This window comes from Microbacterium sp. MTN4-26 (assembly GCF_042846595.1).
GTDB classification, from domain to species: Bacteria; Actinomycetota; Actinomycetes; order Actinomycetales; family Microbacteriaceae; genus Microbacterium; species Microbacterium luteum.
The window spans coordinates 49,309-74,465 of the sequence record NZ_BTGO01000010.1 but is presented as its reverse complement, the minus strand read 5'-3'; the positions used below and the strand labels follow the sequence as shown (position 1 = coordinate 74,465).

Sequence of the window (25,157 nt, the reverse complement as noted above, 5' to 3'; positions counted from 1 at the left end):
TCCGGTCCGGTGCGATCCGTCAGTCACCCTCGTCGTCGACCGAGGCGGCCGCGGACGGTGACGGTGGGGTGACGACGGGGATCTCGGTGGTGCGCGAATGCACGAGCATGCTGAGCGAGGCCGCGACCGAGTGATCGACCTCCGGGTCGGGAAGGTCGTGCTCGCGCAGCACGATGAGCGCCTTCGGCTGCAGCGGGATGCGCGAACCGGGATCGAGCGGGTCGGTGTTGGCCCACTCCCCCGCCGTGTCGACCATGACATCCCACTCCGGCCCGTAGCGCGGGGCCGGGATCTTGAAGTCGACGGGCTCGTCGCCGGCGTTGAACAGCACGATGAAGTGCCGGTCGGTGATCTCCTCGCCCCACTTGTCGCGCTCGCGGATGCCGCGACCGTTGAGGAAGATCCCGATCGTGCGGCCGAACCCGGACTCCCAGTCCTCCGGCTGCATGAGCGTGCCGTCGGGCCGCAGCCACACCACATCGGGAATGGGCCGACCCTCTTCCATCTTCACCGGGCGTCCGTCGAAGAAGCGTGTGCGCCGGAAGGTGGGATGGTCCTTGCGCAGGCGCGCGAGCGCAGCGGTGAACTCGACCAGCGGCTGGTCGACGGCATCCCAGTCGATCCAGGTGAGCTCGTTGTCCTGGGCGTAGCCGTTGTTGTTGCCGAACTGCGTGCGGCCGAGCTCGTCGCCGTGCGAGAGCATCGGCACGCCCTGGCTCAGCATCATCGTGGCGATGAAGTTGCGCTGCTGCTGGGCGCGCAGCGTGAGGATCTCCGGGTCGTCGGTCGGGCCCTCGACGCCGTGGTTGTAGGACCGGTTGTGCGATTCGCCGTCTCGGTTGTCTTCGCCGTTGGCCTCGTTGTGCTTGTCGTTGTACGACACGAGGTCGCGCAGCGTGAAGCCGTCGTGAGCGGTGACGAAGTTGATCGACGCGACCGGCGCGCGCCCGGACCGCTCATACAGGTCGCTGGAGCCGGTCAGGCGCGAGGCGAACTCGCCCAGGGCCTGCGGCTCGCCGCGCCAGAAGTCGCGCACGGTGTCGCGGTACTTGCCGTTCCACTCGGTCCACTGCGGCGGGAAGTTGCCGACCTGGTAGCCGCCGGGGCCGACGTCCCACGGCTCGGCGATGAGCTTCACCTGCGAGACCACCGGGTCCTGCTGCACCATCTCGAAGAAGGTCGAGAGGCGGTCGACATCGTAGAACTCGCGCGCGAGCGTGGAGGCAAGATCGAAGCGGAAGCCGTCGACGTGCATCTCCAGCACCCAGTAGCGCAGCGAATCCATGATCAGCTGCAGCGAGTGGGGGTTGCCGACGTTCATGCTGTTGCCGGTGCCGGTGTAGTCGGTGTAGTAGCGCTTGTCGTTCTGCTCGAGCCGGTAGTACGCCTCGTTGTCGATGCCGCGCATCGACAGGGTCGGGCCCAGGTGGTTGCCCTCCGCGGTGTGGTTGTAGACCACATCCAGGATGACCTCGATGCCCGCCTCGTGCAGCGAGCGCACCATCGCCTTGAACTCCTGCACCTGCTGGCCGTTGACGCCCGTCGAGGCGTAGCCGTGATGGGGAGCGAAGAAGCCGATGGTGTTGTAACCCCAGTAGTTCGACAGCCCCTTCTCCTGCAGGGTCGAGTCGTTGACGAACTGGTGCACCGGCATGAGCTCGATCGCGGTCACGCTGAGCTTCTGCAGGTGGTCGATGACCGCGGGATGCGCCACCCCGGCGTAGGTTCCCCGCATCTCCTCCGGCACCGACGGGTGCAGCTGCGTCAGCCCCTTCACGTGCGCCTCGTAGATGAACGTCTCGTGCAGCGGCGTCTTCGGCGACCGGTCACCCTGCCAGTCGAAGAAGGGGTTGATGACGACGCCCTTCATCATGTCGGCCGCCGAGTCGTCGTCGTTGCGCGAGTCCGGGTCGCCGAAGGTGTAGCTGAAGACGGACTGTCCCCACTTCACCCGACCGTCGACGGCCTTGGCGTACGGATCGAGCAGGAGCTTGTTGGGGTTGTAGCGCTGCCCGTTGGCCGGATCGTACGGGCCGTGAACACGGTAGCCGTAGCGCTGCCCGGGCTGCACGTTCGGCAGGTACGCGTGCCAGACGAACGCGTCGACGTCGAGCAGCTCGACGCACGTCTCGGTGCCGTCGTCGTCGAACAGGCACAGTTCGACTTTGTCGGCACCTTCGCTGAACAGCGCGAAGTTCGTGCCGTTACCGTCGAATGTCGCACCCAGCGGATATGCGGATCCGGGCCATGTCTGCACGAAAAACCACCTCGAGTTCGGGAGTTCAACCCTAGAGGATGCGTGCGTCGCGAACGGGTCCTCCCGGAGTCGGCCTCTCGTCGCTATGATGCCCCGCGCGGCGGGTCGGCCAGGAGCCCGATCCGTTCGTCGAGGTAGCCGGCCAGCGGCACGAATCCGGCCGCTGCGCTCCACCGCACGTGCGGCTTACCGCCGATCATCGCCAGCGGACCCGACGACCCACCGGCATCCACCGCGGCGAGGTCGAGCACCCGCCAGCCGACGTGCACGGCGATGCCCTCCTCGAAGCCGCCGCGGAAGGCCGCCGCCTGAAGCGCGGCGCGGTCCCGCTGCGACTCGGCGGTGAATCCGCGCCGTGCCTCCTCGCGGGAGCGCACGATCTCGCCGGTGGCCGAGACGTGCTCGTCGGCGACCAGCAGCACCCCCAGGTGCCACGCCTGATCACGGGGCGCGATCCGCGGGGCACGGCGCACCCCGAGCACGCGACGCGGTTCGACGAGCTCGCCGAGCTGTTCGCGCGGCAGTCCCGCGAGCCGGTCGCGGGCGTCGGCGAACAGGGCGCTGGTGCTCACGCCATGTCGTCCAGGGTCGGGGCGATCCGCGCAGCCCGCTCGCCGCGCAGCCGCATCGCGATGAGCGGGAACAGCAGCACCGACAGCATGCCGCCGCCGACGAGGAGCGCGGCGTGCACCGTCGTCAAGAGGCCCTCATCCAGTCCGATGGCGGTGACGGCGACGATGATCGGAAGGCCCGTGGCACCCATGAACGCCATCGCGAGGCGATCCTTGCCGGTCGAGCCGACGGGCGCGGCGAGCATCGACGGCAGACCGCGGATGACGAAGAGCGCGAGGAGCACGACGGGCAGGCCGAGGAAGAGGATCGGGTCGGCCAGCAGCGCCTGGAGGTCGAAGGTGACACCGGTGTAGAGAAAGAAGATCGGCACGAGGAAGCCGAAAGCGACCGCCTCCACCTTGCTCTCGACCGCTTCTCGATCGGCCTCGTCGGCGTCGCGCATGATGAGGCGCCACACGATGCCGGCGGCGAACGCCCCCAGCAGGAAGTCCAGATCCAGCAGCACGCTGACCGAGATGAGACCGCCGAGGATCAGCAGGATCACCCGGATCGCGAACTGTCCCGACGTGTGCAGCGTCGCGCTGACCGCCTGGTGCATCGCGCCGTGCGGGATGCGGAAGGCCAGCCAGATCGCCCCACCCGCCACGAGCATGAACAGCAGCAGCACCAGGGTCGACAGGCCGATGTCGCGGCTGCCGAGGAACAGCGAGATGGCGATCAGCGGTCCGAACTCGCCGAGCGCGCCGACCGCGCCGACCGCCTGACCGAACGGCGACTTCAGCTCCCCCGCATCCCGCAGCACCGGCAGGAGCGTGCCGAGCGCGGTCGACGACAGCGCGATGCCGATCACGACAGCCGCTTCCCAGGGGCTGAGGATGAGTGCGGCGAAGACGCCGGCGCCGAGGCTGAGGATCCACCCGAGGCTTGCCCGGCGACCCAGACGCCCGCGGAAGGCACCGAACTCGATCTCGGTGCCGGCCACGAAGAACAGCATCGCGAGTCCGAAATCGCTCATGAGCTCGATGAACGCGGACTCCCCGACCCAGCCGAGCACGGCCGGCCCGATGAGGATGCCGAGCAGCAACTCGAACACGACCACCGGCACCCGCACCCAGCGACCGAGACCCCGCGCGAACAGCGGCGCCAGCACCGCCAGCAGCGGGATGATCACCAGGGTCTGCGGCTGAAGGTCGTCCACGGCCTCACCCTAGCGAGTCGCCCGCCCTTCGCCGCGTGCCCGCGCGCTTCAGGCGTCGAGCACCGGAGCGTGGCGGAGGATCGGAGGGCGGGCGGGGCGCGGTGCGTCCGACTCTTCCACGGCACCACGGACCTCCCCGGACCCTCGGATCTCCCCGGACCCTCTGATTTCACGGTGCAGGCGTTCCATGCGCGTGTCGAGCTCGGCGGCCGTGTCCGCGGCATCCTTCAGATCATCGAGCAGCTCCGCGGGAACGCGGCGGTCGTACTTGTAGTAGATCTTGTGCTCCAGGCTCGCCCAGAAGTCCATGGCGATGGTGCGGAACTGCACCTCGACGGGAACGTCGATGCGCCCGGTGGAGAGGAAGACCGGCACCTGGAGGATGGCGTGGAGGCTCTTGTATCCGTTCGCCTTGGGTTCGGCGATGTAGTCCTTCACGTGCAGCACGGTGATGTCGTCCTGCGCGGCGAGCAGGTCGAACAGCCGATAGGCGTCAGTCACGAAGCTGCAGGTGATGCGCACGCCGGCGATGTCGGTGATGTGCTCGCGGACCGAGGCGAAGTCCTGCGAGACCTCGCGGCGCCGGATCTTGTCGACCAGGCTGTCGGGCGACTTCACGCGACTCGAGACGTGCTCGATGGGGTTGTAGTCGTGCAGCTGCAGGAATTCGTCGCGCAGAATGGCGATCTTCGTCTCGATCTCCTGCATGCCGAAGCGGTACTCCATGAGGAACTGCTGGAACTCGTCCCTCGCCGTGCGGAGTTCGGACGGACTCAGCAGCACGGGGAGGTCGTCGGAGTCGGCCGCTGCGGATCGGGGCGTCGCCATGCCCTCACCGTAGGGGCGCCGACTACGAGAGTTCTGGGAAGGACCGACGAGCCTTCTCTGCCGCGGCGGTCGCCTTTCGCGCCGCGGCAGTCGCCGCGCGAAGCTCCGCCTCGAGGTCGGCGAGGGTGCGGTCGGCGTCCGTCTCGTCCTGCTCGAGACGCGCGATGTCGCGACGCAGATCATCGAGGCGCTCGCGCACGTGATCGAGCTTCTGCTGAGCGCGATCGCGCCGTTCGGTGAGCTTCGCCTCTTCGCGGTCGGCGTCGGCAGCCGCCCGCTCGGCCTCGCGGGCCGCCTTCTCCGCGGCCTTGCGCGCACGGCGGTCGGCGAGATCGTCGCGGGGAGGCTTCGCAGCCGCACCGGGAATCGAGCCTCCGACGGCATCGGCGAGCTCGACGGAGCCGAACCCGGTCGCCTCCAACGGCCGCACGAGCCGCGCGGTGCTGACCGCCGCGGCGGCGGCGGCATCCATCACGGCGGCATTGAGGGTCTTCTGGACGTCGTCGCGTGCGGCGGCGCTCACGGAAACGCCGGCGTCTTCGGCGAGCGCGACCGCCTGCGCGGTGAGGGCGGCGACGAGCTGCCTGCGCTGCTTGCCGAGGCGGGACAGCTCCGCGGCGTCGAGGTCGTCCTGCGCCTCGCGGAGGGCGGCGGCCAGTTCGAGCGCCTCGCCGAGATCTCCCTCGCGGGAGAGCAGATCGACCGCCCACGCGGCGACGGTGGGCTTGCGCAGCGCCTTGATGCGGCGGCCGGCCTCCCCGCCCGCGGCAGCCGCCCGCGCGTTTCGGGCCGCAGTGAAGGCGTCGGGCGGCAGGGCGTACAGCTCCGCCGCGACCTCGTCGATCTCGTCGTGCGGCACGGCCCCATTGTGCCCGGTTGGCACACGCCCCGGCGGAACGCTCGCCTTCCCCCGGTGAACAACACAGGAGATTCCGGCCACACTGCTGTGTTCCCGGCCGAGAGAGGCGCGGCGGCGGCCGATCTCCTGTGTTGTCGACGCGTCAGTCGGCGAAGATCTTCCCGACGGCCTCGCGATTCTCGGCCTGGAAGGCGTCTTCGGCGCGTCCGTGCGCCCAGTAGGCCGACACCGACATCTCCTGCCGGCCGATCCCCCACTCGCCGTGGAAGATCGCGCCGAGACGCTTGATCGCCGTGCGCTCGCCGTGCGCGAAGACGTCGACGGCCCCGTCGGGTCGGGCCATGGCCTCGACCGCGGCGACGAGGAGCGTGCCGGGGTGCGCCGAACCGCTCGGACCAGCGCGGTGCAGCCAGCGCACGTCGACGCCGGCGGGGGCGGTCAGCGGCAGCTGCGACTGCTCGTCGTCGACCTCGACGATCACCACGCCGCGCGCGTCGGAGCGAAGGGCCTCGACCGCGCGCGAGATCGCGGGGAGGGCCGAGTCGTCACCGACGATCACGTGGGTGACGTCGCCGTCGGCCGGCGCGTATCCGCCGCCCGGAAGCGACAGCGACAGGCGGTCGCCGGGGCGCGCCGCGGACGCCCAGGGCCCGGCGAGACCCTCATCGCCGTGCACCACGAAGTCGATGGCGATGGTTCGCGCCGCCTCGTCGACGTCACGGATCGTGTAGGTGCGGCGAGACGGCACGTCCTCGCGGGGCAGCTCCGCCCGCAGCGCCTCGAGGTCGTAGGGAGGGGTGAGCCCGAGCGAGGGCTTGGCCAGCAGCAGCTTCGCGTAGGTGTCGGTGCACGCCAGCTTGTCCGGATCGGCCTCGGCGATGAACTCGTCGAAGCCCTCGCCGCCGAGATGCACGCGTACGAGGTGAGGCGTGAGCGGTTCGCTCCGCACCACCTCCAGCACGATCTGCTTTCCGCGGCGGCGCGGGACGGACGGGCGGGCGGAATCGGATTCAGCGGGAGTCATCGGCACCACACTATGCCCAGGAACACCGCCGTACGATGGAAAACCCTCTCCCATCGTCGTCGACCAGGAGGCATCCGTGAAAGCGCTCATCGCCAGCGGCAGCGGTGACTACGCCGATCCGTGGCACCCCTTCCCGGAGACCACTCCGGAGCTGTCGGCGATCCTCACGGACGCCGGCTTCGACGTCTCCGTCGACGACGATGTCGATCGGGCGATGACCCACCTCGAGGGTGTGGACCTGCTGGTCGTGAACGCCGGCGACCCGTGGCGCGGCGAGGGCGGGCAGCCCGCGTCAGCGGCATCCGTCGACGGTTTCACGCAGGCGCTCGACCGCGGAATCGGGGTGCTGGCGCTGCACTGCGCGGTTGCGTCGATGCGGGACTATCCGCACTGGGCAGCGGCGGTCGGCGGCATGTGGGTGCCGGAGCTGTCGTGGCACCCGCCGATCGGCGACGTTCGGGTGCGGATGCTGTCGCTCCCCGACGGCGGCGAGGTGCAGGACTTCGACGTGTACGACGAGCGCTACTCCCGCCTGCAGGCGATAGGCGAGCGCCACGTCGTGGCGGAGTTCGACGTGGACGGGGAACGGATGCCGGCGGCGTGGGTGCGCACGCATGCCGCGAGCCGGGTCGCCGTCGACGTGCTCGGCCACGACGCCCGCTCCTACTCCTCCACCGGCCACCGGGACCTCGTCGCGCGGCTGGCCCGCTGGTCCACCGCCTAGCTCTCACCCGAGGGCATAGAAGCGCCAGAGGCCGAACTCGGGGACGATGATCTCGACATCGTCCCAACCAGCCGCGCGTGCATACCCGCGAAGGGTGTCGGGGCGCATCACGGTGCCCGTGCCGGCGCTTCCGGGATGACTCAGTCCATCCGGAAGGCACACGAACAGGCTGAACCCGTAGAGGAGGCGCTCGAGGTCGCCGGCCTCGGGGGAGAAGGTCTCCGCGGCCGCCTCGTCCATGATGACGACCGCACCGCCCGGGGCGACGGCCTCACGAGCGGCGGACAGCACGTCGACCGGGTGCGGCATATCGTGCAGGCATTCGAAGGCGAAGATGACATCGAACGGGCCGTGAGCGGCCAGATCGGCGGCATCGGCCCTCTGAAAGCGAACCCGATCGCCCAGCCCCGCCTCGGCAGCGTTCTCTCGTGCCATCTCGACCGACGCGTCGTCCACGTCGAAGCCGTCGAAGGTCGCCTCCGGGTAGGAACGCGCAAGCGCCAGCGAAGACCAGCCCGCCCCTGATCCGATGTCAGCGACCCGGGCACCGGGGCGCGAGAGCAGCGCGTGCAGCCCATCGACGGAGCGGATCACCTCAGGCAGAGCGTCGAACCAGGGCCGGTTCATATCGGCCTGCGACTGACGCGCATGGTCGCCGAACTCCTCCCAGCTCACCCCGGAGCCCGAGCGGTAGGCCTCGACGAGCCGCGGCATCTGAGCACCGGAGGCGGCGAGCATGCGAGCCAGCGGCTCGAGATACGACAAGCTCCCGCGATTGGTGAGCACTTCCGCGGCCCCCGGCGCGAGCCGCACACGAGGTCCTGCCGGGTCGTCCACCTCGAGGATGCCCGCCGCGCTCTGCTGCTCGAGCCACTCCTGGGCATATCGGCGACTCGTCCCGGTCCCCACGGCGAGCTCCTCGGCATCCATCGGCCCCGCCTTCGCGAGAGCGTCGTACCACCCGGCTTGCGAACCGAGGTGGATCGCCATCAGGTCGACCCACCCCAGGGCCGCCGCCATCACCTTCTCCGCGAACGCATCGACCTCCGATGAGACGCTGCGCTCATCCTTCACCGCTGTGGACATGGTGTCCTCCTGTCATCGAGACCATTGATGCGTCGAATCTAGAAGCGTCGGTACCCACCCCTCATCGGCAGAATCATGCAGTTCCGCGCCCGTCTGCATGATCCCCGGGCACGGCGTCAGCGATGCTCGTGCCACCAAGCGGCCGCGGCCGTGCGCGAGCTCACGCCGAGTTTCAGGTAGATGTTCGCGAGGTGCCGGCCCACGGTCTTCTCGCTGATGAAGAGCTCCCCGGCGATGTCGCGATTGGCCGCTCCCCGCGCGGCGAGTGCGAGGATCTCGGCCTCCCGCACCGTGAGCGGAGCGGGAGGCCCCGACGTCTCCGGTGCGAGCAGGGAGGCGATCGGCCGGGCCCCGATCTCCGCGACGATCGCTTCCGCATCCGCCCTGGCCTGCGCTCCCGCGACATCGCCCGTCGCTGCGTGGACATCGGCGATCCATGTCAGCACGTGCGCCTGTTCCCACCGCAGTCGCAGGCGCCGGAACAGGTGGAGCGCCTCGTGGAGTGACGCCAGGGCCTCCGTCGGGCGCCCCCGGGCGAGAAGAACCATCCCGCGCGCATGCGCCGACCATGCGCGGAATCCCTCCGTGCCGTATTCGCGCGCCGTGCGCTCGAGCTCGTCGGCCAGGTCATCGGCAGTGGATGCGTCTCGACGCGCCAGCGCGATCTGAACACCCGCGCGCAAGAGCCGTGTGCGCGCGAGCCGGTCCCGGCCGGCGAGGGACGCGGACAGCGATGCCCATGCCGGTTCGACGCGGCCCTCGCTGAGCTCCAGCAGCGCCTCCCCGGGGGAGGGGTCGATACCCGCCGCGCGGGACAGCGCGAACGCGCGCCTGGCTCCCTCGCCGTCGCCGCGCAGGCGACGCAGTTCACCGAGTGCGTACCACCCCTCGCCCGCCACCCACGGATCCGTGCGCTCGAGCACCGCACATGCGCGCTCGAGCGCGTCCTCGGCGCCCGCCCAGTCCCCTTCGGCCGACTGGAGCTCGAGCCGGTGCACGCGGCAGACCCCGGCGTACACCGCATCGGCGCCGTAGTCGGCGCTCCACCGTTCCGTCGCGCGCGTCCAGTCCGCCATGCGCCCGAAGTCGGCGAGCTCGTGACAGGTGTGGATGGTGGTGCACAGCATGTCCCCGGCCCACTCCGGCTCGATCTCCCCCGACGTGACCGACAGCATCGCCTCGTCGAGGTGAGCGAACCCGGACTCCGGATCACCGCGACGCAGGTCATGCATCCCGGCCACGACAGCGGCGAGAGCCGAGACGCCTGCGACGTCGTCATCGCCGACGAGATCGATGAGCGCGGCCAGCCTCGCCACGCTGCCGGTCGACCACGGCTCGCCGTCGTCGTACATGCCCAGACTCGCATCGAGGTACGCCAGGTAGGCGTGCTCCATGCGCGGCGGCACGTCCTCCAGCAGCCGAGCCGCGCGCCGCGACCACGCCGTTCCCACTGTCACCTCGCCGCGGGTGATGCGCAGCAGCGCGAGAGTCAGCGCGGTGTGCGCCGCGCCGATGGCATCCTGTGCGGCGCGCTGATTCCGAAACGTCTCGTCGAGAAGATCGATGCAGTCCTCGCACTGACCGAGCCACCACTGGCTCGACGCGAGCGCACGCAGATCCGCCGCGCCGAGGGCGTCATCGGCGCGGGCGGCGGCGAACGCGTCGCGCGCGCGCCGCCACTCGCGACGCGCGAACGCCTGACGGGCGTCGGTGAGAACGGCGCTCGTGTCCGTCATGGCCGAATGGTACCGCCGTCGGCCGGTCCGCGCTCGAACGGCCGAACCGCATCCACATCACGAGCATCAGACCCATCGTCACGAGATAGAAGCCGTGCAGGAACCACACCGGTCCCACGGGCAGACTCAGCACGTAGACCGTATGGACGAGGTTCGCGACGTTGCCCACCGCGAGGGACGCGGCGCTGTAGGAGCGCATATCGCGCGAGCGGATCGCCTTGAACACCATCGGCAGATGGGCACACGCGAACAGCACGGTCGACACCGTGCCCGAGATCATCGCGAGGTCCATGGTCCCGACGGTAGGAGCGCCGGATGCGTCCCGGCATCGGGTGATGCGTGTATCCCGTCGACGGCGCCTACACGATCCACTCCGCGGGGTGACAGCCGCGGGAGGGGTGGCGCCCGAACGCCCGCCCGGTCAGACTTCCGCGACGCGAGCAGCCTGGCGCGCAGCGCCGAGCGCTACGTACTCCCCCGGCGGCGGCACCTCCACCGGCAGACCCAGGATCCCGGGCGCGATCGCCTGCACCGCGGGGGACTGCGCCGCGCCACCGATGAGGAGGGCCCGCTCGAGCGGAACATCCAGGGCGCGCAACGCGTCGAGTCCCGCGCCGAGGCCGGCGAGCATGCCCTCCACCGCCGCCCGGGCGAGGTTCTCCCGCGTCGTCGAGGCGAGGGTCATGCCGGTGAGGGATGCGGTCGCGTCCGGCAGGTTCGGGGTTCGCTCGCCCTCGAAGTACGGCAGCAGCGTCAGTCCGCCGGCGCCGGACTCCGCGGCCAGAGCGAGGTCGCTCAACTCCGCGTGATCGACGCCGAGCAGCCGGGCGATCGCATCCAGAACCCGTGCGGCGTTGAGGGTCACCACGATCGGCAGGAAGCCGCCGTCTGCGTCGGCGAAGCCCGCGACGGTCCCCGAGGAGTCGACGGTGCGCGAGGCGCTGACGGCGAAGACCGTGCCGGAGGTGCCGATCGAGACGACGACATCCCCGGTGGCCGCGCCCACCCCGAGGGCGGCACCGGCGTTGTCACCGGCCCCCGGAGCGACGCGGCGCCCGTCCGCGTCGGTGACCCATTCGGCCGGTCCGAGCACCCGAGGGAGCACGGCGTCGTGGCCGAGGGCCGAGACGAACAGGTCGCGGTCGTAACCGTCGACGGCCGGCGCCCACGCCTCGGGGCTCCAGTACCCGGTGCCGGACGCATCCGAGCGATCGGTCACGAGTTCCTCGAGCACCGGGCCTTGCGCCGATTCGCCGGCGGGCCCGAACCCGCGCAGGCGCCACGTCAGCCAGTCGTGCGGCAGCGCGACCGCGGCGACACGCGCGGCGTTCTCGGGCTCGGCGTCGCGCAGCCACCGCAGCTTCGTGATCGTGAACGATGCGACCGGCACGAGCCCCGTGCGCTCGGCGAGCGAATCGGCGCCGAGCTCGTCGATGAGCGCCTCGGCGGCATCCGCCGAACGCGTGTCGTTCCACAGCAGCGCATCACGGATGACCCGGCCCTCGGCGTCGAGGGCGACCATGCCGTGCTGCTGCCCGCCGATGCTCCATGCATCCACGTCGCCCATGCCGCCGGCGGCGACGATCGCCTCTCGCAGGGCGTCCCACCACGCGGCGGGATCCACCTCGGTGCCGTCAGGATGCGCCGCTCGCCCCTCGCGCACGACGGCCCCGCTGGCGGCATCCGTCACCACCACCTTGCACGACTGGGTCGACGAGTCGACTCCCATCACAAGCGCCATCGCTGCTCCATCTCCGTCTTCATCGCCCCACTACCAACGCCCAACGCCATCCTGTGTCCCAACGCCATCCAATGTCCCAATTTCCGTTGTTCTCGCAGGCCTTGGCGACAGAAAGTGGGACACACCCCGGGGTGTAGAGGTGAAGGGGCACCCCCTTGGGAGAAGGGCCCCCTGGGAAAGGGACACCCCCTGGGGAAAGGGACACCCCCCTGGGAGAAGGGCCCCTTGGGGAAGGGACACCCCCTGGGAAAGGGACACCCCCTGGGAAAGGGGGCCCCTTGGGGAAGGGACACCCCTTGGGGGTGTCAGCCGCGGGCGCCCATCAGGTGCTCGGTCGCCAGCTGCTGCAACCGGACGAACCCGAAGCCCTTGCCGTCGAGATAGGCCGAGGCGTCGAAGTCCTCGTAGGCCGAGCGGTCGGCGAGCAGGTCGTCGTAGGTCTCGCCCGCGTTCAGCGTGGGCTGCGACAGCTCGGCGACCTTCGCGTCCTGGAGCGCGGCCTGCACCTCGGGGTCGGCGCGGAAGGCGGCGGCGCGCTCCTTCAGCAGCAGATAGGTGCGCATGTTCGCGGCCGCGGAGTCCCAGACGCCGGTCTCGTCCTCGGTGCGGCTGGGCTTGTAGTCGAAGTGGCGCGGCCCGTCGTAGGCCGGGCCCCCGTTCACGCCGCCGTTCTCGAGCAGGTCGACGAGCGAGAAGGCGTTGTGCAGGTCGCCGTGACCGAAGACGAGGTCCTGGTCGTACTTGATGCCCCGCTGCCCGTTGAGATCGATGTGGTAGAGCTTGCCGTGGTACAGCGCCTGCGCGATGCCGGCGGTGAAGTTCAGACCCGCCATCTGCTCGTGGCCGACCTCGGGGTTCAGGCCGACGAGCTCGGGCCGCTCGAGCGACTCGATGAAGGCCAGCGCGTGACCGACCGTGGGCAGCAGGATGTCGCCGCGCGGCTCATTGGGCTTGGGCTCGATCGCGAAGCGGATGTCGTAGCCCTTGTCGGTGACGTAGTCGCCGAGGAGGTTGACGGCCTCGCGGTAGCGCTCCAGCGCGGCGCGCACATCCTTCGCGGTGTCGTACTCGGCGCCCTCGCGGCCGCCCCACATGACGAAGGTCTTCGCGCCGAGCTCGGCGGCCAGGTCCAGGTTGCGCAGCACCTTGCGCAGGGCGAAGCGACGCACCTGACGGTCGTTGGAGGTGAAGCCGCCGTCCTTGAACACCGGAGCGGAGAAGAGGTTGGTGGTGACCATCGGGATGGTCAGCCCGGTCGCTTCCAGCGCACCCTTCAGCCGGTCGATCTGCGCCTGCCGCTCGGCATCGGTGGAGCCGAAGGCGAACAGGTCGTCGTCGTGGAAGGTCATGCCGTAGGCGCCGAGCTCAGCGAGCTTCTCCACGGCGTGCACGACGTCGAGCGGGCCACGAGTCGGGCCGCCGAAGGGGTCGGTGCCGTTGTAGCCGATGGTCCAGAGGCCGAAGGTGAACTTGTCGGCAGGAGTGGGGGTGGGCATGTCGTCTCCACGTCGAGTGAGGTAAATGTTGCGTGTCACAACGTATATCACCCGTGCCCGCGGGTCAACGTCTGGCGCGCCTGTCGAGGCGGCTAGGCTCATCGACATGCTGAGCGCCGTGTCGACCGTCGAGGACATGCGCCGCGGCAACCTCGCCCGGTTCCTCGAGCTCGTGCACCGTGAACGCGCCCTGTCCCGCTCCCAGCTGACGACCGCGACGGGCCTGAACCGCTCCACCGTGGCCGCCCTGGCCGCGGAGCTCGTCGACCTCGGACTCGTCGTCGAACGCGCTCCCGACCCCACGAAGCGGGTCGGGCGCCCGTCGCCCGTCGTCGCCGCGAGCCCCGACGTCATGGTGCTCGCCGCCAACCCCGAGGTCGATGCCCTGACCCTCGCCGCCGTCGCCCTCGACGGCACCGTCGTCGCACGCGAGCGCATCGACGCACTCGACCTCCCCACGCCCGATGCGACGGTCGACCAGCTCGCCGAGGCTCTCGACCGCTGGGGCGACGGCGACCTGTCCGGCGCGCGCTTCGTCGGGGTGGGCGTCGCGACGCCGGGTCTCGTGCGCGCCTCCGACGGGGTGGTGCGCCACGCCCCGCACCTGCGCTGGCGGGATGTGCCGCTGCGCGCGCTGGTCGAAGAGGCAACGGGTCTTCCCACGGCCGTGGACAACGACGCCACGCTCGGCGCGATCGCCGAGCACCGCTTCGGCGCGGGTGTGGGTGTGGATCACCTCGTCTACCTCAACGGCGGCGCCTCGGGCATCGGCGGCGGAGTGATCGTGGCCGGGATGCCCCTCGGCGGCGCCTCGGGCTACGCCGGCGAGTTCGGCCAGAATCGCCCGGGCATCGCCTCGGCGACCCATCGCCGCGCCGACGACGGCGTGCTCGAAGACGAGGTGAGCCGGGCGCGACTGCTCGCCGCGGCACGCCTCCCCTCCGCCGACGACCCGACCCTCGCCGCAGCCCTCGCCGCCTCGTCCGAGGTGGATGTGCGCGACGAGATCGCGCGCCAGCGCGGCATCCTCGCGACCGCCCTCGGAAACGCCGTCAACGTCTTGAACCCCTCGGTGGTGATCCTCGGCGGATTCCTCGCGACGCTGGCCGACAGCGACCCGGCCGCGCTCGATGAGGCGATGCGCGCGCAGTGCATGCCGGCCACGGCCGACGACGTCGAGATCCGCACCGCGGCCCTTGCCGAGGATCGCCTGTTGATCGGCGCCGCCGAGGCGGCCTTCGCCCCGCTCCTGGCCGACCCCGCGGGGGTCGCGTCGACGAGGTGACATCGTGAGCGAAGACCCCCGTGAGAATGCCGCGCGCTACCGCACGCAGAAGTGGGCGCGCGAGCAGGGGATCTCGGGCGAGAGCGAGAGCACCGAGTCCACGCCGGAGACAGCCGAGTCCGCGCCGGAGACTTCCGCTGCCACGCCGACGGCTTCGGATCGGGCGGCCTTCGTCGAGGTCGCCATCCAGCAGGCGATCCGTCGCGGCGACTTCGACGACCTCCCCGGCGCCGGCAAGCCACTCGACCTCGGACGCCCGAACGATCCGGACTGGTGGATCCGCCGCAAGATCGAGTCGGAGCGGCTGACCGGCCTCGGGCCGCCGGCGATCATGCTGCGCGTCGAAGACCTCGAGCTCGAGGACCGCCTCGACGCGATGGGGTCGGAGCAGGATGTGCGCGAGCACCTCGAGGACTTCAACCGCCGCGTGCGGCATGCCCGGATGCAGCTGCTCGGCGGGCCGCCGGTGGTCACGGCGCTCCGCGACGTCGACGCGGAGGTGGGCCGTTGGCGGGAACGCCGCGCCGCTCGGGCGGAGGCATCCGCACGCGCCGCATCCGCTCCGCCCCGTCGCCGCCGCTGGTGGCGCCGCCGCTGACGCCGGCTCGACGGGCGGGGGTCAGCGCGCCGGCGGAGCGGTGGTGGCGCGGGCCACGAGGCGGGTCGGAAGCCGCAGGTGCGTGGCCTCGGGCGCGCTCCCGGACATGAGCGCCAGCACGAGGCGCGCCCCCTCCCCGCCGAGCCGCTGCATGGGCTGCCGCACGGTCGTGAGGGCGGGCGAGCGCTGCGACGCGTCGGGGATGTCGTCGAACCCCACCACGGAGAGGTCGCCCGGGATGCTGAGCCCGAGTTCCGCGGCGACCTCGGTGACGGCGATCGCCGAGACGTCGTTGGCCGCGAAGATCGCCGTCGGCCGGTCGCGACGCTGCAGCAGCGCCGCCGCGACGCCCCGGACCGTGTCCTCCTCGTAGCTACCCTCACCGACGAGCGACGGATCGAACGGCAGCTGCGCATCGGCGAGCGCGCGACGGTAGCCGGCATCGCGTGCGATCGACGAGCGGAGGTCGGGGCGTCCCGCGACGAACGCGATGCGCCGGTGGCCGAGCTCCACCAGGTGCCGCACCGCCTCCTGGGCGCCGCGGAAGCTGTCGGATTCCACCGTCGGCAGATCGGCGGGTCCGGTGTGCGGATCGATGGCGACCACCGGCACCTCGGCGGAGATGTTGGTCACCGTGGGAGTGACGATGATCGCCCCGTCGATGAGGGTTCCGCTCAGCCGGCTGAGTGAGCGCCGCTCCCATCCCTCGCCGCCGGCGTGCCGCGCCCCGCTGTACGCGAGCACGTCGAAGGGACCGTCCCGGAGCGCCGCCCCGACACCCTTGAGCACCTCAGCGCTGAAGGGCTCGAAGTCGGCGACGAGCACGCCGATCACGCCCGTCGTGCGCGCGCGCATGCTGCTGGCGACGAGGCTCGTCTCGTATCCCAGTCGGCGGACGACCTCGAGCACCCGATCGGCGGTGGCGGCCTTCACGCCGTAGCGACCGTTGATCGCCTTCGACACCGTGGCCACCGACACCCCCGCCTCGCGGGCGACGTCGTGGATGGTCGGACGGCGGCTCACACGGGCGAGCTTACCCAGATGGAAAATGATTTCGAAAACGTTTGACACTTTTTATCGTCGGTCACAACATGGTCCCGCACCCATCCCGCGCCCCCACTGGCGGAGGCGCCCTCAACGAAGAGAGACAGGAATCACATGAACGCGAAGAGAGTCCTCGCGGGTACCGCGGCACTCGCCCTGGGAGCGGTCACGCTCGCGGCGTGCAGCGGCGACGACGGCGGATCCGCCGACGGCACCACCACCCTCACCCTGTGGCACAACTCCACGACCGGTCCCGGTCAGGAGTACTGGGAGAACGCGGCCGCGGCCTTCGAAGAGGCCAACCCGGGCGTCACCATCGAGATCCAGGCGGTGCAGAACGAAGACCTCGACGGCAAGCTGCAGACCGCCCTCAACGCCGGCGACCCGCCCGACCTCTTCCTCCAGCGCGGCGGCGGCAAGATGACCGCGATGGTCAACGCCGGCCAGCTGATGGATCTCACCGACCGCATCTCTGATGAGGTCCGCGCGGAGATCCCGGAGGGATCCTTCGCCGCCGAGACCTACCAGGACTCGGTCTGGGCGATGCCGCTGTCGGTGCTGCCGGGAGGATTCTGGTACAGCGAGGATACCTTCGCCGCGGCCGGCATCGAATCGACGCCCGAGACCATCGACGACCTCGAGGACGCGGTCGAGCAGCTGCAGCAGACCGACATCGCGCCGATCGCGCTCGGCGGCAAGGACGCCTGGCCCGCCGCGCACTGGTACTACTTCTTCGCCCTCCGCGAGTGCAGCCCCGAGGTCATCGAGGCGACAGGAGACAGCAAGGACTTCAGCGACGAGTGCTGGCTACGCGCGGCCGAGGACCTCGAGTCCTTCGCCGCGATCGACCCCTTCAACGAGGGATTCCTCACCACCGCCGCGCAGCAGGGCGCCGGCAGCTCCGCAGGTCTGATCGCCAACCGGCAGGCGGCGATGGAGCTCATGGGCGCCTGGAACCCCGGGGTCATCGCCTCGCTCACGCCGGACGAGCAGCCCCTGCCCGACCTGGCATGGTTCCCCTTCCCCGAGATCGAGGGCGGCGACGGTGAGCCCGGCTCGATGATGGGCGGGGTCGACGGCTACTCGTGCTCGGCTCAGGCCCCGGACCAGTGCGCCGACTTCCTCAATTTCATCGCCGGTGCCGAGCAGCAGGAGCTGTACTACGAGGCGTATCAGTCCCCGCCGGTGAACACCGTCGCGCAGGAAGCGGTGACGGAGGAGTACCTGCAGCAGATCCTGGAGGCCTACAACAGCGCGCCGTTCGTGTCGCAGTGGCTGGACACCGTGCTCGGTCAGAACGTCGGCAACGCGCTGAACGTCGCGGTCGTCGACATGCTGGCGGGCAACAGCTCGCCCGAGCAGTTCATCGACACCGTCAACACCGCCGGCGCTCAGGGCTGATCATGTCGCTTCGCGAGATGTCCGCCGTCGAGGCCGATCTCGCGCAGGCCGACGGGGACGGCAGCACGCCGCCCCCGTCGGCCCCACGCGCGGGCGGGCGACGCCGCGGCCTCAGCTGGGCCGGGCGCATCGAGGTGCTGCTGCTGGCGGGCCCGGCGGTGGTCTTCTTCGCCGGGTTCGTGCTGCTGCCGGTCGCGATGGCCGCGTACTACGGCTTCTTCCGCTGGTCGGGCTTCGGCCCCGCGACCGACTTCGTGGGCCTGCAGAACTACGTCACGATCTTCAGCGACCCGAATTTCCAGGCCGCGCTCGGGCACAACGCGTTCATCGTCGTGATGTCGCTCGTCCTGCAGGGACCGGTCGCCTTCCTCCTGGCCCTGCTGCTCAATCGCCGGATGCGCGGTCAGTCCGTCATCCGGGTGCTCATCTTCGTGCCCTACGTGATCGCGGAGGTCGTCGTCGGCACCGGGTTCAGCCTCATGCTCGCCACGAACGGCGCCGCCAACGCCGCTCTGGAGAACCTCGGGCTCGGATTCCTCGCGCAGGACTGGCTGGCCGACCCGCAGATCGCGATCTGGACGCTGATGGCCATCCTCACCTGGAAGTACATCGGCTTCGCCGTGATCCTCTTCCTCGCGGGTCTGCAGAGCATCCCCGAGGAGCTCTACGAGGCGGCGGCGATCGACGGCGCCTCGTACTGGCAGATCCAGCGCCGCATCACCCTCCCGCTACTCGGGCCGACCGTGCGCATCTGGGCTTTCCTGTCGATCATCGGAGCCCTGCAGCTGTTCGATCTCGTGTACATCATCTGGGGCCAGTACGTCTCGTCGGTCGCGGGCACCAACACGATGGCGATCTACATGGTCGCCACCGGCCGGAACGCCGGCAACTTCGGATACGGCAACGCCGTCGCCGTCGTCATCTTCGCCATCTCGCTGATCGTCGCCCTGGTCTATCAGCGCTGGGTGCTGCGCCGGGACACCGCGGGCGCGATCACGGAAAGGGGTGCCGCGTGAGCACCATGGCCATCACAACGCGCGTACCCGGCCGCCGGGGCCGCAGCGCGCGCGCCTCGCTGCCGTGGGGCCCGCCCTCCGTGTACTTCATCGCGCTCCTCGTGATCGCGCTCATGCTCGGTCCCGTCGCGTACATCATCATCGGCGGCTTCCGGTCCAACTCGCAGATCACGGTCGACCCGGCCGGCTTCCCCTCGCCGTGGCAGCTGGAGAACTACCTCAGCGTGATCTCGAGCGGCCTGTTCTGGAACCAGGTCCTCAACTCCACGATCGTCGCCGTGGTCACCACGGTCGGAGCCGTCGGGCTCGGCCTCATGGCCAGCTACGTCATCGCGCGCTACAGCTTCCGGGGCCGCGGATTCCTCTACGCCCTGTTCGCCGCGGGCCTGATGTTCCCCATCACCGTGGCCATCACGCCGCTGTACATCGTGGTGCGAAACCTGGGTCTGATGAACACCCTGCCGGGCGTCATCCTCCCCCAGATCGCGTTCGCCCTGCCGGTGACGATCATCATCCTCGTGCCGTTCCTCCGGGCGATTCCGGATGAGATCCAGGAGGCGGCCTACATCGACGGATGCGGCCGGCTGTCGTTCTTCTGGCGCATGGTGCTGCCGCTGTCGGTTCCCGGTGTGATCACCGTCGGGATCCTGGCCTTCATCAACAGCTGGAACGCCTACCTGCTGCCGCTGTTCATCCTGAACAATGAGGCGGCTTTCACCCTCCCCCTCGGCGTGCAGGCGTTCTCGTCGCAGTACTCCGTCGACACGGCCCGCGTGCTGGCGTTCACCTCGCTGTCGATGCTGCCGGCGCTGCTGTTCTTCAGCCTGTTCGAACGACGCATCGTCGGCGGCCTCACCGGCGCCGTCAAGGGCTGATCCCCGACCCCGCGCCCGACGCGAGAGAGAAGTCATCGTGTTCTCACCCGACACCGCCCTGCCCACGACCTCGGCCCGTGTGGAAGGGCTGCTGGCCCGCATGAGTCTCGACGAGAAGCTCGCGCAGCTCGTCGGCTACTGGGTCGACAAGGGCGGCGAGGTCGTCGCCCCCATGGCCGGCGAGATGGGCAACAGCGGCCCCTACGACGAGGCGACGGTGCACGGCATCGGCCATCTCACCCGCGTGTACGGCACGCGACCGGTCGACCCCGTCGACCGCGCGGCGTGGCTCTGGGACGAGCAGCGCCGGCTGGTGCGCGAGACACGGCTGGGAATCCCCGCCATCGTGCACGAGGAGTGCTTGACCGGGCTCGCGGCGTGGAAGGCGGCAACGTTCCCGACGCCATTGGCATGGGGGGCCGCGTTCGACCCCGACCTCACCGCCGAGATGGCGGAGGTGATCGGATCGTCGCTGCGGCAGCTCGGCATCCACCAGGGCCTCGCTCCCGTGCTCGACGTCGTCGTCGATCCACGGTGGGGGCGCGTCGACGAGTGCATCGCGGAAGATCCGTATGTGGTCGGCACGATCGGCACGGCCTACGTGCAGGGACTGCAGCGAGCCGGCGTGCACGCCACGCTGAAGCACTTCGCGGGCTACTCCGCCTCGCGCGCCGGTCGCAACCACGCCCCCGTGCACGCCGGGCCGCGCTTTCTCGCCGACACCGTGCTTCCGCCGTTCGAGATGGCGGTGCGCACCGGGGGCGTGCGCTCGGTGATGAACTCCTATGCCGAGATCGACGGGATGCCGGTCGCGGCCGACCCGGACCTGCTCACCGGCGTACTCCGCGAGCAGTGGGGCTTCGACGGCACTGTCGTCGCCGACTACTTCGCCGTCGCCTTCCTCCACACGATGCACGGCCTCGCCGCAGACCTCGGCGAGGCTGCGGCGCTCGCGCTGCAAGCAGGGATCGACGTGGAGCTGCCCACGGGCGACGCATTCCTCGGTCCCCTGCGGGAGCGCCTCGGGACGCATCCCGACGAGCTCGCTCTGGTCGATCGCGCGGTCCGGCGCGTGCTGGCGCAGAAGGAGGAGCTCGGGCTGCTCGACGCCGCATTCGACGACCCGCCCACCACCGTCGATCTCGACAGCCCCGCGCACCGGGAGCTCGCCCGTCGCACCGCGGAGGAGTCGATCGTGCTGCTGAGCAATGACGGCACGCTGCCGCTGTCGCCGGACGGTGGCAGCATCGCCGTGATCGGCCCGAACGCCGACGCGCCAGACGCGCTGATGGGCTGCTATTCGTTCGCCAACCACGTGCTGGCGCACCACCCGGACACCCCGCTGGGGTTCGACATCCCGTCGGTGCTCGCGTCGCTGATTCGGGAGCTGCCGCAGGCGACGATCATGCGCGCAGCCGGCTGCGAGGTCGAGGGCGACGACGCGTCGGGAATCGCCGACGCGGCCGCCGCGGCATCCGCGGCCCGGGTCGCCGTGGTCGTCGTCGGCGACCGCGCGGGCCTCTTCGGTCGCGGCACGGTCGGCGAGGGCAACGACGTCGATGATCTCGAGCTGCCGGGCGTGCAGCGCCGCCTCGTGGAGGAGGTCGCCGCCACCGGCACGCCGACCGTCGTCGTGGTGCTCTCGGGGCGCCCGTACGCGATCGGATGGATGCGCGAGCGCACCGCCGCCGTCGTACAGGCGTTCTTCCCCGGCGAGGAGGGCGGCACCGCCATCGCCGGCGTGCTGTCGGGCCGGGTGAACCCGTCGGGGCACCTGCCGGTGTCGCTCCCCCGTTCGGCCGGCTCGCAGCCGTACAGCTATCTGCATCCGGTCCTGGGCGGGCCCACCGAGATCACGAGCGCCGACAACACCCCCGCCTTCCCCTTCGGTCACGGCCTGTCCTACACGGCCTTCCGCCGGAGCGGTCTCGTGGCCGCGGATGCACCGACCGACGGCGCGCTGACCGTCACCGTCTCGATCGAGAACATCGGCGAGCGCGCCGGAACCGACCTCGTGCAGGTGTACGCGCGCGACCTGTACGCGCAGGTGACGCGACCGGTGGCACAGCTGCTGGCGTATCGCCGCGTCGCCCTCGACCCCGGGGAGCGTGCCGAGGTGACCTTCGACGTGCCGGCGTCGCGCCTGGGCTTCACCGGACGCGCGGGATTCCGGATCGTCGAGCCGGGCGAGGTGGATGTGTGGGTCGGCCCGTCGTGCGCGACGCGCGACACCGAGGCCCGCATCCGACTGACCGGCGACGTGCACCGCGTGTCGGATGCACCGCCGCAGCCGGTCCCCTCCCGCGTGCGGCGCATCGCCCGCGTCCCCGCGGCCCCCACGCCGTGACCTTCGCCCCGGCGGGCTGCGGGTCAGCGCCAGGCGGATGCGGGGGTCAACGGCACCGGTGACGGGCGCTCGACCGAGGTCGTGAGCTCGATGCGGGTGTGCGCCGCGGCGGCGGCGTGGAGCGACTCCATGACCTCCAGCACGTGCAGCGCCACATCGCCCCCGGCCCGACGGTGTCCGGCGAGGAAATCGAGCAGCCCGATGCCGCGCGCGGCGCCTTCGTAACCGGCCGACACCGGCAGCGTGTCCCATTCCGCGCCGCGGCGCGGGAACCGCGACACCGGGCCGGCGTGGTGGTTCGGGTCGGGAAGGACCAGGGCCCCCTCGGTGCCGTAGACCTCGAGCGGGCGGGCCGCGGTGGCGACACCGTCGAAGCTCATCGTGACCGTCGAGATCCCACCTCCCGCGTGCTCGAGCACGCCCGCGATGTGGGTGTCGACCTCGACCGGCACGATCTCGCCCCTCCGCGGCCCCGAGGCGATCTCGCGGGTCGTGCGCGCCCGCGAGGCGGCGCCGGAGACGGCGACCACCGGGCCGAGCAGGTGCACGAGCGAGGTCAGGTAGTAGGGCCCCATGTCCAGCAGCGGGCCGCCGCCGGCCCGGTAATAGAAGTCCGGCTGCGGATGCCAGTGCTCGTGGCCGGGCGAGACCCACGTGGCGGTCGCGCCCACGGGCGCCCCGATGAGACCGTCGTCGACGGCTCGGCGCGCGGTCTGCACGCCCGTGCCCAGCACGGTGTCGGGGGCGCATCCGACGCTCACCCCCTCGCGGGCGGCAGCGAGCATCACCTCGCGCGCATCGGCGAGGGTCGCGGCGAGCGGCTTCTCGCCGAACACGTTCTTGCCATGCCGGATGGCGGCGAGCGCGACCTCGGCGTGCGCGGCGGGGATCGTGAGGTTCAGCACCGTGTCGACCTGCGGGTCGGCGACGAGGTCGGCGGTGGACATCGCGCGGCTCCCGTCGAGCGCCGCGGCCGTCGCATCGGCGCGGGCGGTGTCGAGGTCGGCGACCGCGGCGATGCGCACCCCGTCGACCCCGGCGAGGGTGTCGAGGTAGGCGCGCGAGATGACCCCGAGCCCGACGATCCCTATCGTGTGCGTGCCGCCCACAGCATCCCCCTCTCGACGATCGTGCGCACGCTGTGCTCGCGCAGCACCTCGACGCTGTGCCCGGGCGTCGCGACGAACACGCGCCCGTCTCCCCACAGCCGTGTCCAGACTGCGGGTGAGGTGATCTCGCGGTGCCACGGATGGTACGGCTGCACCGGGTGCGTCGTGGTGGCGAGCACGTCGATGAGGTCGTCGTGGAGCACCCAGTACTGCTCGGTGTGCAGCGAGAAACCGTCGATGCCGCGGGTGATCTCGTGGTCGCGCCCGAGGTCGGTCATCGCGACGCGGTAGGTGAGGTAGTTGTCGGTCTCGTCGCCGTGCACCTCGGCGGGGTGCTTCGAGGGATGCGTCGCGAACTGCCCGCCGATCAGCTGCAGGTAGTCGGAGCTCTTCCGGTACGAGTCGGCGATGCCACCGTGCCACCCCGCCATTCCGGTGCCGGCCGCGACGGCGCGGCGAAGTCCCGCCACGGCCTGGGCGGAGATCTCCGACATCGTCACGGATTGCACGATGAGATCGGTCGCGGCCATGCGGTCCGCGTCGGCGTAGACCTCCGGACTCTCCTCGACGACGACCTCGAAACCCTCGGCCCGCAGGAACGGCAGGAAGAGCTCGGTCGCCTCGACCGGATGATGGCCCTCCCACCCGCCGCGGACCACGAGCGCGGAGCGCGTCATGATGCCCTCCCCTCGTCGTCGCGCCGGTGCACGGGCGTCATCACGGCACCGTTCGCCGCACTCTCGGTCACCGCCGCGAGCACCCGCTGCACACGCGCCGCCTCGGCGAACGACGGTGCAGCAGCATCGACGTCGCCACCGATCGCCCGCACGAAGTCGACCACCTGGTGCGTGAACAGGTGCTCGTACCCGAGTCCGTGTCCGGGCGGCCACCACGCCCCCGCATACGGATGCTCGGGTTCGGTCATCTGGATGCGGCGGAAGCCCTGCGCGCCGGCCGGGTCATCGGCGCGGTAATACTCCAGTTCGTTCATGCGCTCGAAGTCGAACGCGACGGATCCGAGGGAGCCGTTGACCTCGATCCGGTTGGCGTTGCGGCGGCCGGTGGCCAGGCGCGTGGCTTCGATAACGCCGAGGGCGCCCCCCGCGAAGCGGGCCGTGACGGCGACCGCGTCGTCGACGGTGACCGGCAGCCGCTCCCCCGCGCCGGCCACACCGCCGATTCCGGCCTGCGTCACCATCGGCGGACGGGTGGGGACGAAGGTGCGGAGCACCGCCGAGACGGCCGCGATGTCGTCTCCGATCAGCCACTGCGCGGTGTCGATGGAGTGCGCCCCGATGTCGCCCAGCGTCCCCGATCCCGCACGATCGCGGTCCAGTCGCCAGGTGTGGGGAGCGTCGGGATCGCTCAGCCAGTCCTGCAGGTACTGCGCCCGCACGTGCCGGATCTCACCGAGCGCACCGTCGGCGATGAGCGCACGAGCGGCGGCAAGGGCCGGGGTGCGGCGATAGCTGAATCCGCACAAGGCGACGCCCGGCGCGGTCGCGGCGGCGTCGACCATGCGATCGGCCTCCGCGACGGAGTTCGCCAGCGGCTTCTCGCACAGCACGTGCTTGCCGGCGGCGAGGGCCGCGAGCGCGATCTCGGCGTGCGTGTCCCCCGGTGTGCAGATGTCGACCACGTCGATGTCGGCACGACCGACGACCTCTCGCCAGTCGGTGGCGTATTCGGGCCAGTCCAGGTCACGAGCGGCAGCGGCTCCGTCGGCGCGGCGACCCACGAGCACGACGGGGACGATCTCACGGCCGAGCGGGAAGAAGCGCGGCGCCGTGCGCCACGCGTGCGTGTGCATGCGGCCCATGAAGCCGTTCCCGATCACGGCGATCCGCAGCGGCGCATCCGGAATCGTCATCGATGCTCCTCTCTGTCTGCGACGAGCGTGCCATCGGCAGCAGGGCCGCAGCCGAAACTTGCGCAAAACCGGCGCCCTGCTCGATGGTGG

The 25,157-nt window shown here is 70.6% G+C and carries 22 protein-coding genes; 7 read left to right on the top strand and 15 right to left on the bottom strand.

Features of this window, described 5'->3' with window-relative positions:
* Nucleotides 1-19 precede the first annotated feature (19 nt).
* From glgX to ACGG9C_RS10180, 6 genes are all read right to left on the bottom strand, one after another.
* Nucleotides 20-2,257 (bottom strand): glycogen debranching protein GlgX, encoded by a 2,238-nt coding sequence (glgX, locus tag ACGG9C_RS10205; protein ID WP_194384497.1) that lies wholly within the window; start codon nucleotides 2,255-2,257, stop codon nucleotides 20-22.
* A gap of 83 nt (nucleotides 2,258-2,340) precedes the next feature.
* On the bottom strand, nucleotides 2,341-2,829 hold the full coding sequence (locus ACGG9C_RS10200) for a glutaminase (protein WP_194384496.1): 489 nt from the start codon (nucleotides 2,827-2,829) through the stop codon (nucleotides 2,341-2,343).
* On the bottom strand, nucleotides 2,826-4,028 hold the full coding sequence (locus ACGG9C_RS10195; protein WP_286718279.1) for a cation:proton antiporter: 1,203 nt from the start codon (nucleotides 4,026-4,028) through the stop codon (nucleotides 2,826-2,828). The genes ACGG9C_RS10200 and ACGG9C_RS10195 overlap by 4 nt, the downstream gene beginning before the upstream one ends.
* Before the next feature lie 48 nt (nucleotides 4,029-4,076).
* Nucleotides 4,077-4,856 (bottom strand): GTP pyrophosphokinase family protein, encoded by a 780-nt coding sequence (locus ACGG9C_RS10190; protein ID WP_390178613.1) that lies wholly within the window; start codon nucleotides 4,854-4,856, stop codon nucleotides 4,077-4,079.
* 22 nt (nucleotides 4,857-4,878) lie between these two features.
* Entirely contained in the window at nucleotides 4,879-5,715 is an 837-nt protein-coding gene (locus ACGG9C_RS10185; RefSeq protein WP_286718275.1) for a transposase, read from the bottom strand.
* A 142-nt stretch (nucleotides 5,716-5,857) separates the two neighbouring features.
* Nucleotides 5,858-6,739: a siderophore-interacting protein gene (locus ACGG9C_RS10180; protein ID WP_390178612.1), complete on the bottom strand. Its 882-nt coding sequence runs from the start codon at nucleotides 6,737-6,739 to the stop codon at nucleotides 5,858-5,860.
* 76 nt (nucleotides 6,740-6,815) lie between these two features.
* On the opposite strand from ACGG9C_RS10180, the gene ACGG9C_RS10175 reads away from it, so the two are divergent.
* A complete protein-coding gene (locus ACGG9C_RS10175) occupies nucleotides 6,816-7,463 on the top strand; it encodes a ThuA domain-containing protein (protein ID WP_286718271.1) in 648 nt (215 codons plus the stop codon).
* 3 nt (nucleotides 7,464-7,466) lie between these two features.
* Here the strand turns inward: ACGG9C_RS10175 and ACGG9C_RS10170 are convergent, their stop codons facing one another.
* The 5 genes from ACGG9C_RS10170 to xylA form a co-directional block, all read right to left on the bottom strand.
* Nucleotides 7,467-8,549 carry a trans-aconitate 2-methyltransferase gene (locus ACGG9C_RS10170; protein ID WP_194384493.1) on the bottom strand — a complete coding sequence of 361 codons (1,083 nt, stop codon included), beginning with the start codon at nucleotides 8,547-8,549 and terminating at the stop codon, nucleotides 7,467-7,469.
* A 116-nt stretch (nucleotides 8,550-8,665) separates the two neighbouring features.
* Nucleotides 8,666-10,285 carry a LuxR family transcriptional regulator gene (locus ACGG9C_RS10165; protein WP_272872943.1) on the bottom strand — a complete coding sequence of 540 codons (1,620 nt, stop codon included), beginning with the start codon at nucleotides 10,283-10,285 and terminating at the stop codon, nucleotides 8,666-8,668.
* Nucleotides 10,185-10,577: a hypothetical protein gene (locus ACGG9C_RS10160; protein ID WP_194384492.1), complete on the bottom strand. Its 393-nt coding sequence runs from the start codon at nucleotides 10,575-10,577 to the stop codon at nucleotides 10,185-10,187. The genes ACGG9C_RS10165 and ACGG9C_RS10160 overlap by 101 nt, the downstream gene beginning before the upstream one ends.
* A gap of 129 nt (nucleotides 10,578-10,706) precedes the next feature.
* Nucleotides 10,707-12,026, bottom strand: coding sequence for a xylulokinase (locus tag ACGG9C_RS10155; RefSeq protein WP_286718265.1), 1,320 nt, complete (start codon nucleotides 12,024-12,026; stop codon nucleotides 10,707-10,709).
* A gap of 305 nt (nucleotides 12,027-12,331) precedes the next feature.
* Entirely contained in the window at nucleotides 12,332-13,522 is a 1,191-nt protein-coding gene (gene xylA, locus ACGG9C_RS10150) for a xylose isomerase (protein WP_194384490.1), read from the bottom strand.
* A 106-nt stretch (nucleotides 13,523-13,628) separates the two neighbouring features.
* On the opposite strand from xylA, the gene ACGG9C_RS10145 reads away from it, so the two are divergent.
* On the top strand, nucleotides 13,629-14,807 hold the full coding sequence (locus tag ACGG9C_RS10145; protein ID WP_390178611.1) for an ROK family protein: 1,179 nt from the start codon (nucleotides 13,629-13,631) through the stop codon (nucleotides 14,805-14,807).
* Between the two features lie 4 nt (nucleotides 14,808-14,811).
* Nucleotides 14,812-15,405, top strand: coding sequence for a DUF1992 domain-containing protein (locus ACGG9C_RS10140; RefSeq protein WP_390178610.1), 594 nt, complete (start codon nucleotides 14,812-14,814; stop codon nucleotides 15,403-15,405).
* A gap of 21 nt (nucleotides 15,406-15,426) precedes the next feature.
* Here the strand turns inward: ACGG9C_RS10140 and ACGG9C_RS10135 are convergent, their stop codons facing one another.
* Entirely contained in the window at nucleotides 15,427-16,428 is a 1,002-nt protein-coding gene (locus ACGG9C_RS10135) for a LacI family DNA-binding transcriptional regulator (RefSeq protein ID WP_071045069.1), read from the bottom strand.
* A 135-nt stretch (nucleotides 16,429-16,563) separates the two neighbouring features.
* On the opposite strand from ACGG9C_RS10135, the gene ACGG9C_RS10130 reads away from it, so the two are divergent.
* The 4 genes from ACGG9C_RS10130 (at nucleotide 16,564) to ACGG9C_RS10115 (ending at nucleotide 22,088) form a co-directional block, all read left to right on the top strand.
* Nucleotides 16,564-17,850, top strand: coding sequence for an ABC transporter substrate-binding protein (locus ACGG9C_RS10130; protein ID WP_390178609.1), 1,287 nt, complete (start codon nucleotides 16,564-16,566; stop codon nucleotides 17,848-17,850).
* Nucleotides 17,851-17,852: 2 nt separating this feature from the next.
* Entirely contained in the window at nucleotides 17,853-18,866 is a 1,014-nt protein-coding gene (locus ACGG9C_RS10125) for a carbohydrate ABC transporter permease (protein WP_194384486.1), read from the top strand.
* Nucleotides 18,867-18,871: 5 nt separating this feature from the next.
* Nucleotides 18,872-19,741: a carbohydrate ABC transporter permease gene (locus tag ACGG9C_RS10120; RefSeq protein ID WP_071045158.1), complete on the top strand. Its 870-nt coding sequence runs from the start codon at nucleotides 18,872-18,874 to the stop codon at nucleotides 19,739-19,741.
* A 100-nt stretch (nucleotides 19,742-19,841) separates the two neighbouring features.
* Nucleotides 19,842-22,088, top strand: a complete 2,247-nt coding sequence (locus ACGG9C_RS10115) for a beta-glucosidase (RefSeq protein WP_194385408.1) — start codon at nucleotides 19,842-19,844, stop codon at nucleotides 22,086-22,088.
* Between the two features lie 23 nt (nucleotides 22,089-22,111).
* Here ACGG9C_RS10115 and ACGG9C_RS10110 read toward each other — a convergent pair whose 3' ends face one another.
* The 3 genes from ACGG9C_RS10110 to ACGG9C_RS10100 are packed head-to-tail and all read right to left on the bottom strand — an operon-like array spanning nucleotide 22,112 to nucleotide 25,067.
* Nucleotides 22,112-23,197, bottom strand: a complete 1,086-nt coding sequence (locus tag ACGG9C_RS10110) for a Gfo/Idh/MocA family protein (RefSeq protein ID WP_194384485.1) — start codon at nucleotides 23,195-23,197, stop codon at nucleotides 22,112-22,114.
* A complete protein-coding gene (locus ACGG9C_RS10105) occupies nucleotides 23,176-23,874 on the bottom strand; it encodes a ThuA domain-containing protein (protein ID WP_194384484.1) in 699 nt (232 codons plus the stop codon). Before ACGG9C_RS10105 ends, ACGG9C_RS10110 begins: the two co-directional genes overlap by 22 nt.
* Nucleotides 23,871-25,067 (bottom strand): Gfo/Idh/MocA family protein, encoded by a 1,197-nt coding sequence (locus ACGG9C_RS10100; protein WP_390178608.1) that lies wholly within the window; start codon nucleotides 25,065-25,067, stop codon nucleotides 23,871-23,873. Before ACGG9C_RS10100 ends, ACGG9C_RS10105 begins: the two co-directional genes overlap by 4 nt.
* Nucleotides 25,068-25,157 lie beyond the last annotated feature (90 nt).

Bases quoted from the DNA above. Each gene is read 5' to 3' on its own strand.
- ACGG9C_RS10190 (WP_390178613.1), bottom strand. From the start codon at position 4,856: ATGGCGACGCCCCGATCCGCAGCGGCCGACTCCGACGACCTCCCCGTG.
- ACGG9C_RS10180 (WP_390178612.1), bottom strand. From the start codon at position 6,739: ATGACTCCCGCTGAATCCGATTCCGCCCGCCCGTCCGTCCCGCGCCGC.
- ACGG9C_RS10170 (WP_194384493.1), bottom strand. From the start codon at position 8,549: ATGTCCACAGCGGTGAAGGATGAGCGCAGCGTCTCATCGGAGGTCGAT.
- ACGG9C_RS10165 (WP_272872943.1), bottom strand. From the start codon at position 10,285: ATGACGGACACGAGCGCCGTTCTCACCGACGCCCGTCAGGCGTTCGCG.
- ACGG9C_RS10160 (WP_194384492.1), bottom strand. From the start codon at position 10,577: ATGGACCTCGCGATGATCTCGGGCACGGTGTCGACCGTGCTGTTCGCG.
- ACGG9C_RS10155 (WP_286718265.1), bottom strand. From the start codon at position 12,026: ATGGCGCTTGTGATGGGAGTCGACTCGTCGACCCAGTCGTGCAAGGTG.
- xylA (WP_194384490.1), bottom strand. From the start codon at position 13,522: ATGCCCACCCCCACTCCTGCCGACAAGTTCACCTTCGGCCTCTGGACC.
- ACGG9C_RS10145 (WP_390178611.1), top strand. From the start codon at position 13,629: ATGCTGAGCGCCGTGTCGACCGTCGAGGACATGCGCCGCGGCAACCTC.
- ACGG9C_RS10130 (WP_390178609.1), top strand. From the start codon at position 16,564: ATGAACGCGAAGAGAGTCCTCGCGGGTACCGCGGCACTCGCCCTGGGA.
- ACGG9C_RS10125 (WP_194384486.1), top strand. From the start codon at position 17,853: ATGTCGCTTCGCGAGATGTCCGCCGTCGAGGCCGATCTCGCGCAGGCC.
- ACGG9C_RS10120 (WP_071045158.1), top strand. From the start codon at position 18,872: ATGGCCATCACAACGCGCGTACCCGGCCGCCGGGGCCGCAGCGCGCGC.
- ACGG9C_RS10115 (WP_194385408.1), top strand. From the start codon at position 19,842: ATGAGTCTCGACGAGAAGCTCGCGCAGCTCGTCGGCTACTGGGTCGAC.
- ACGG9C_RS10105 (WP_194384484.1), bottom strand. From the start codon at position 23,874: ATGACGCGCTCCGCGCTCGTGGTCCGCGGCGGGTGGGAGGGCCATCAT.
- ACGG9C_RS10100 (WP_390178608.1), bottom strand. From the start codon at position 25,067: ATGACGATTCCGGATGCGCCGCTGCGGATCGCCGTGATCGGGAACGGC.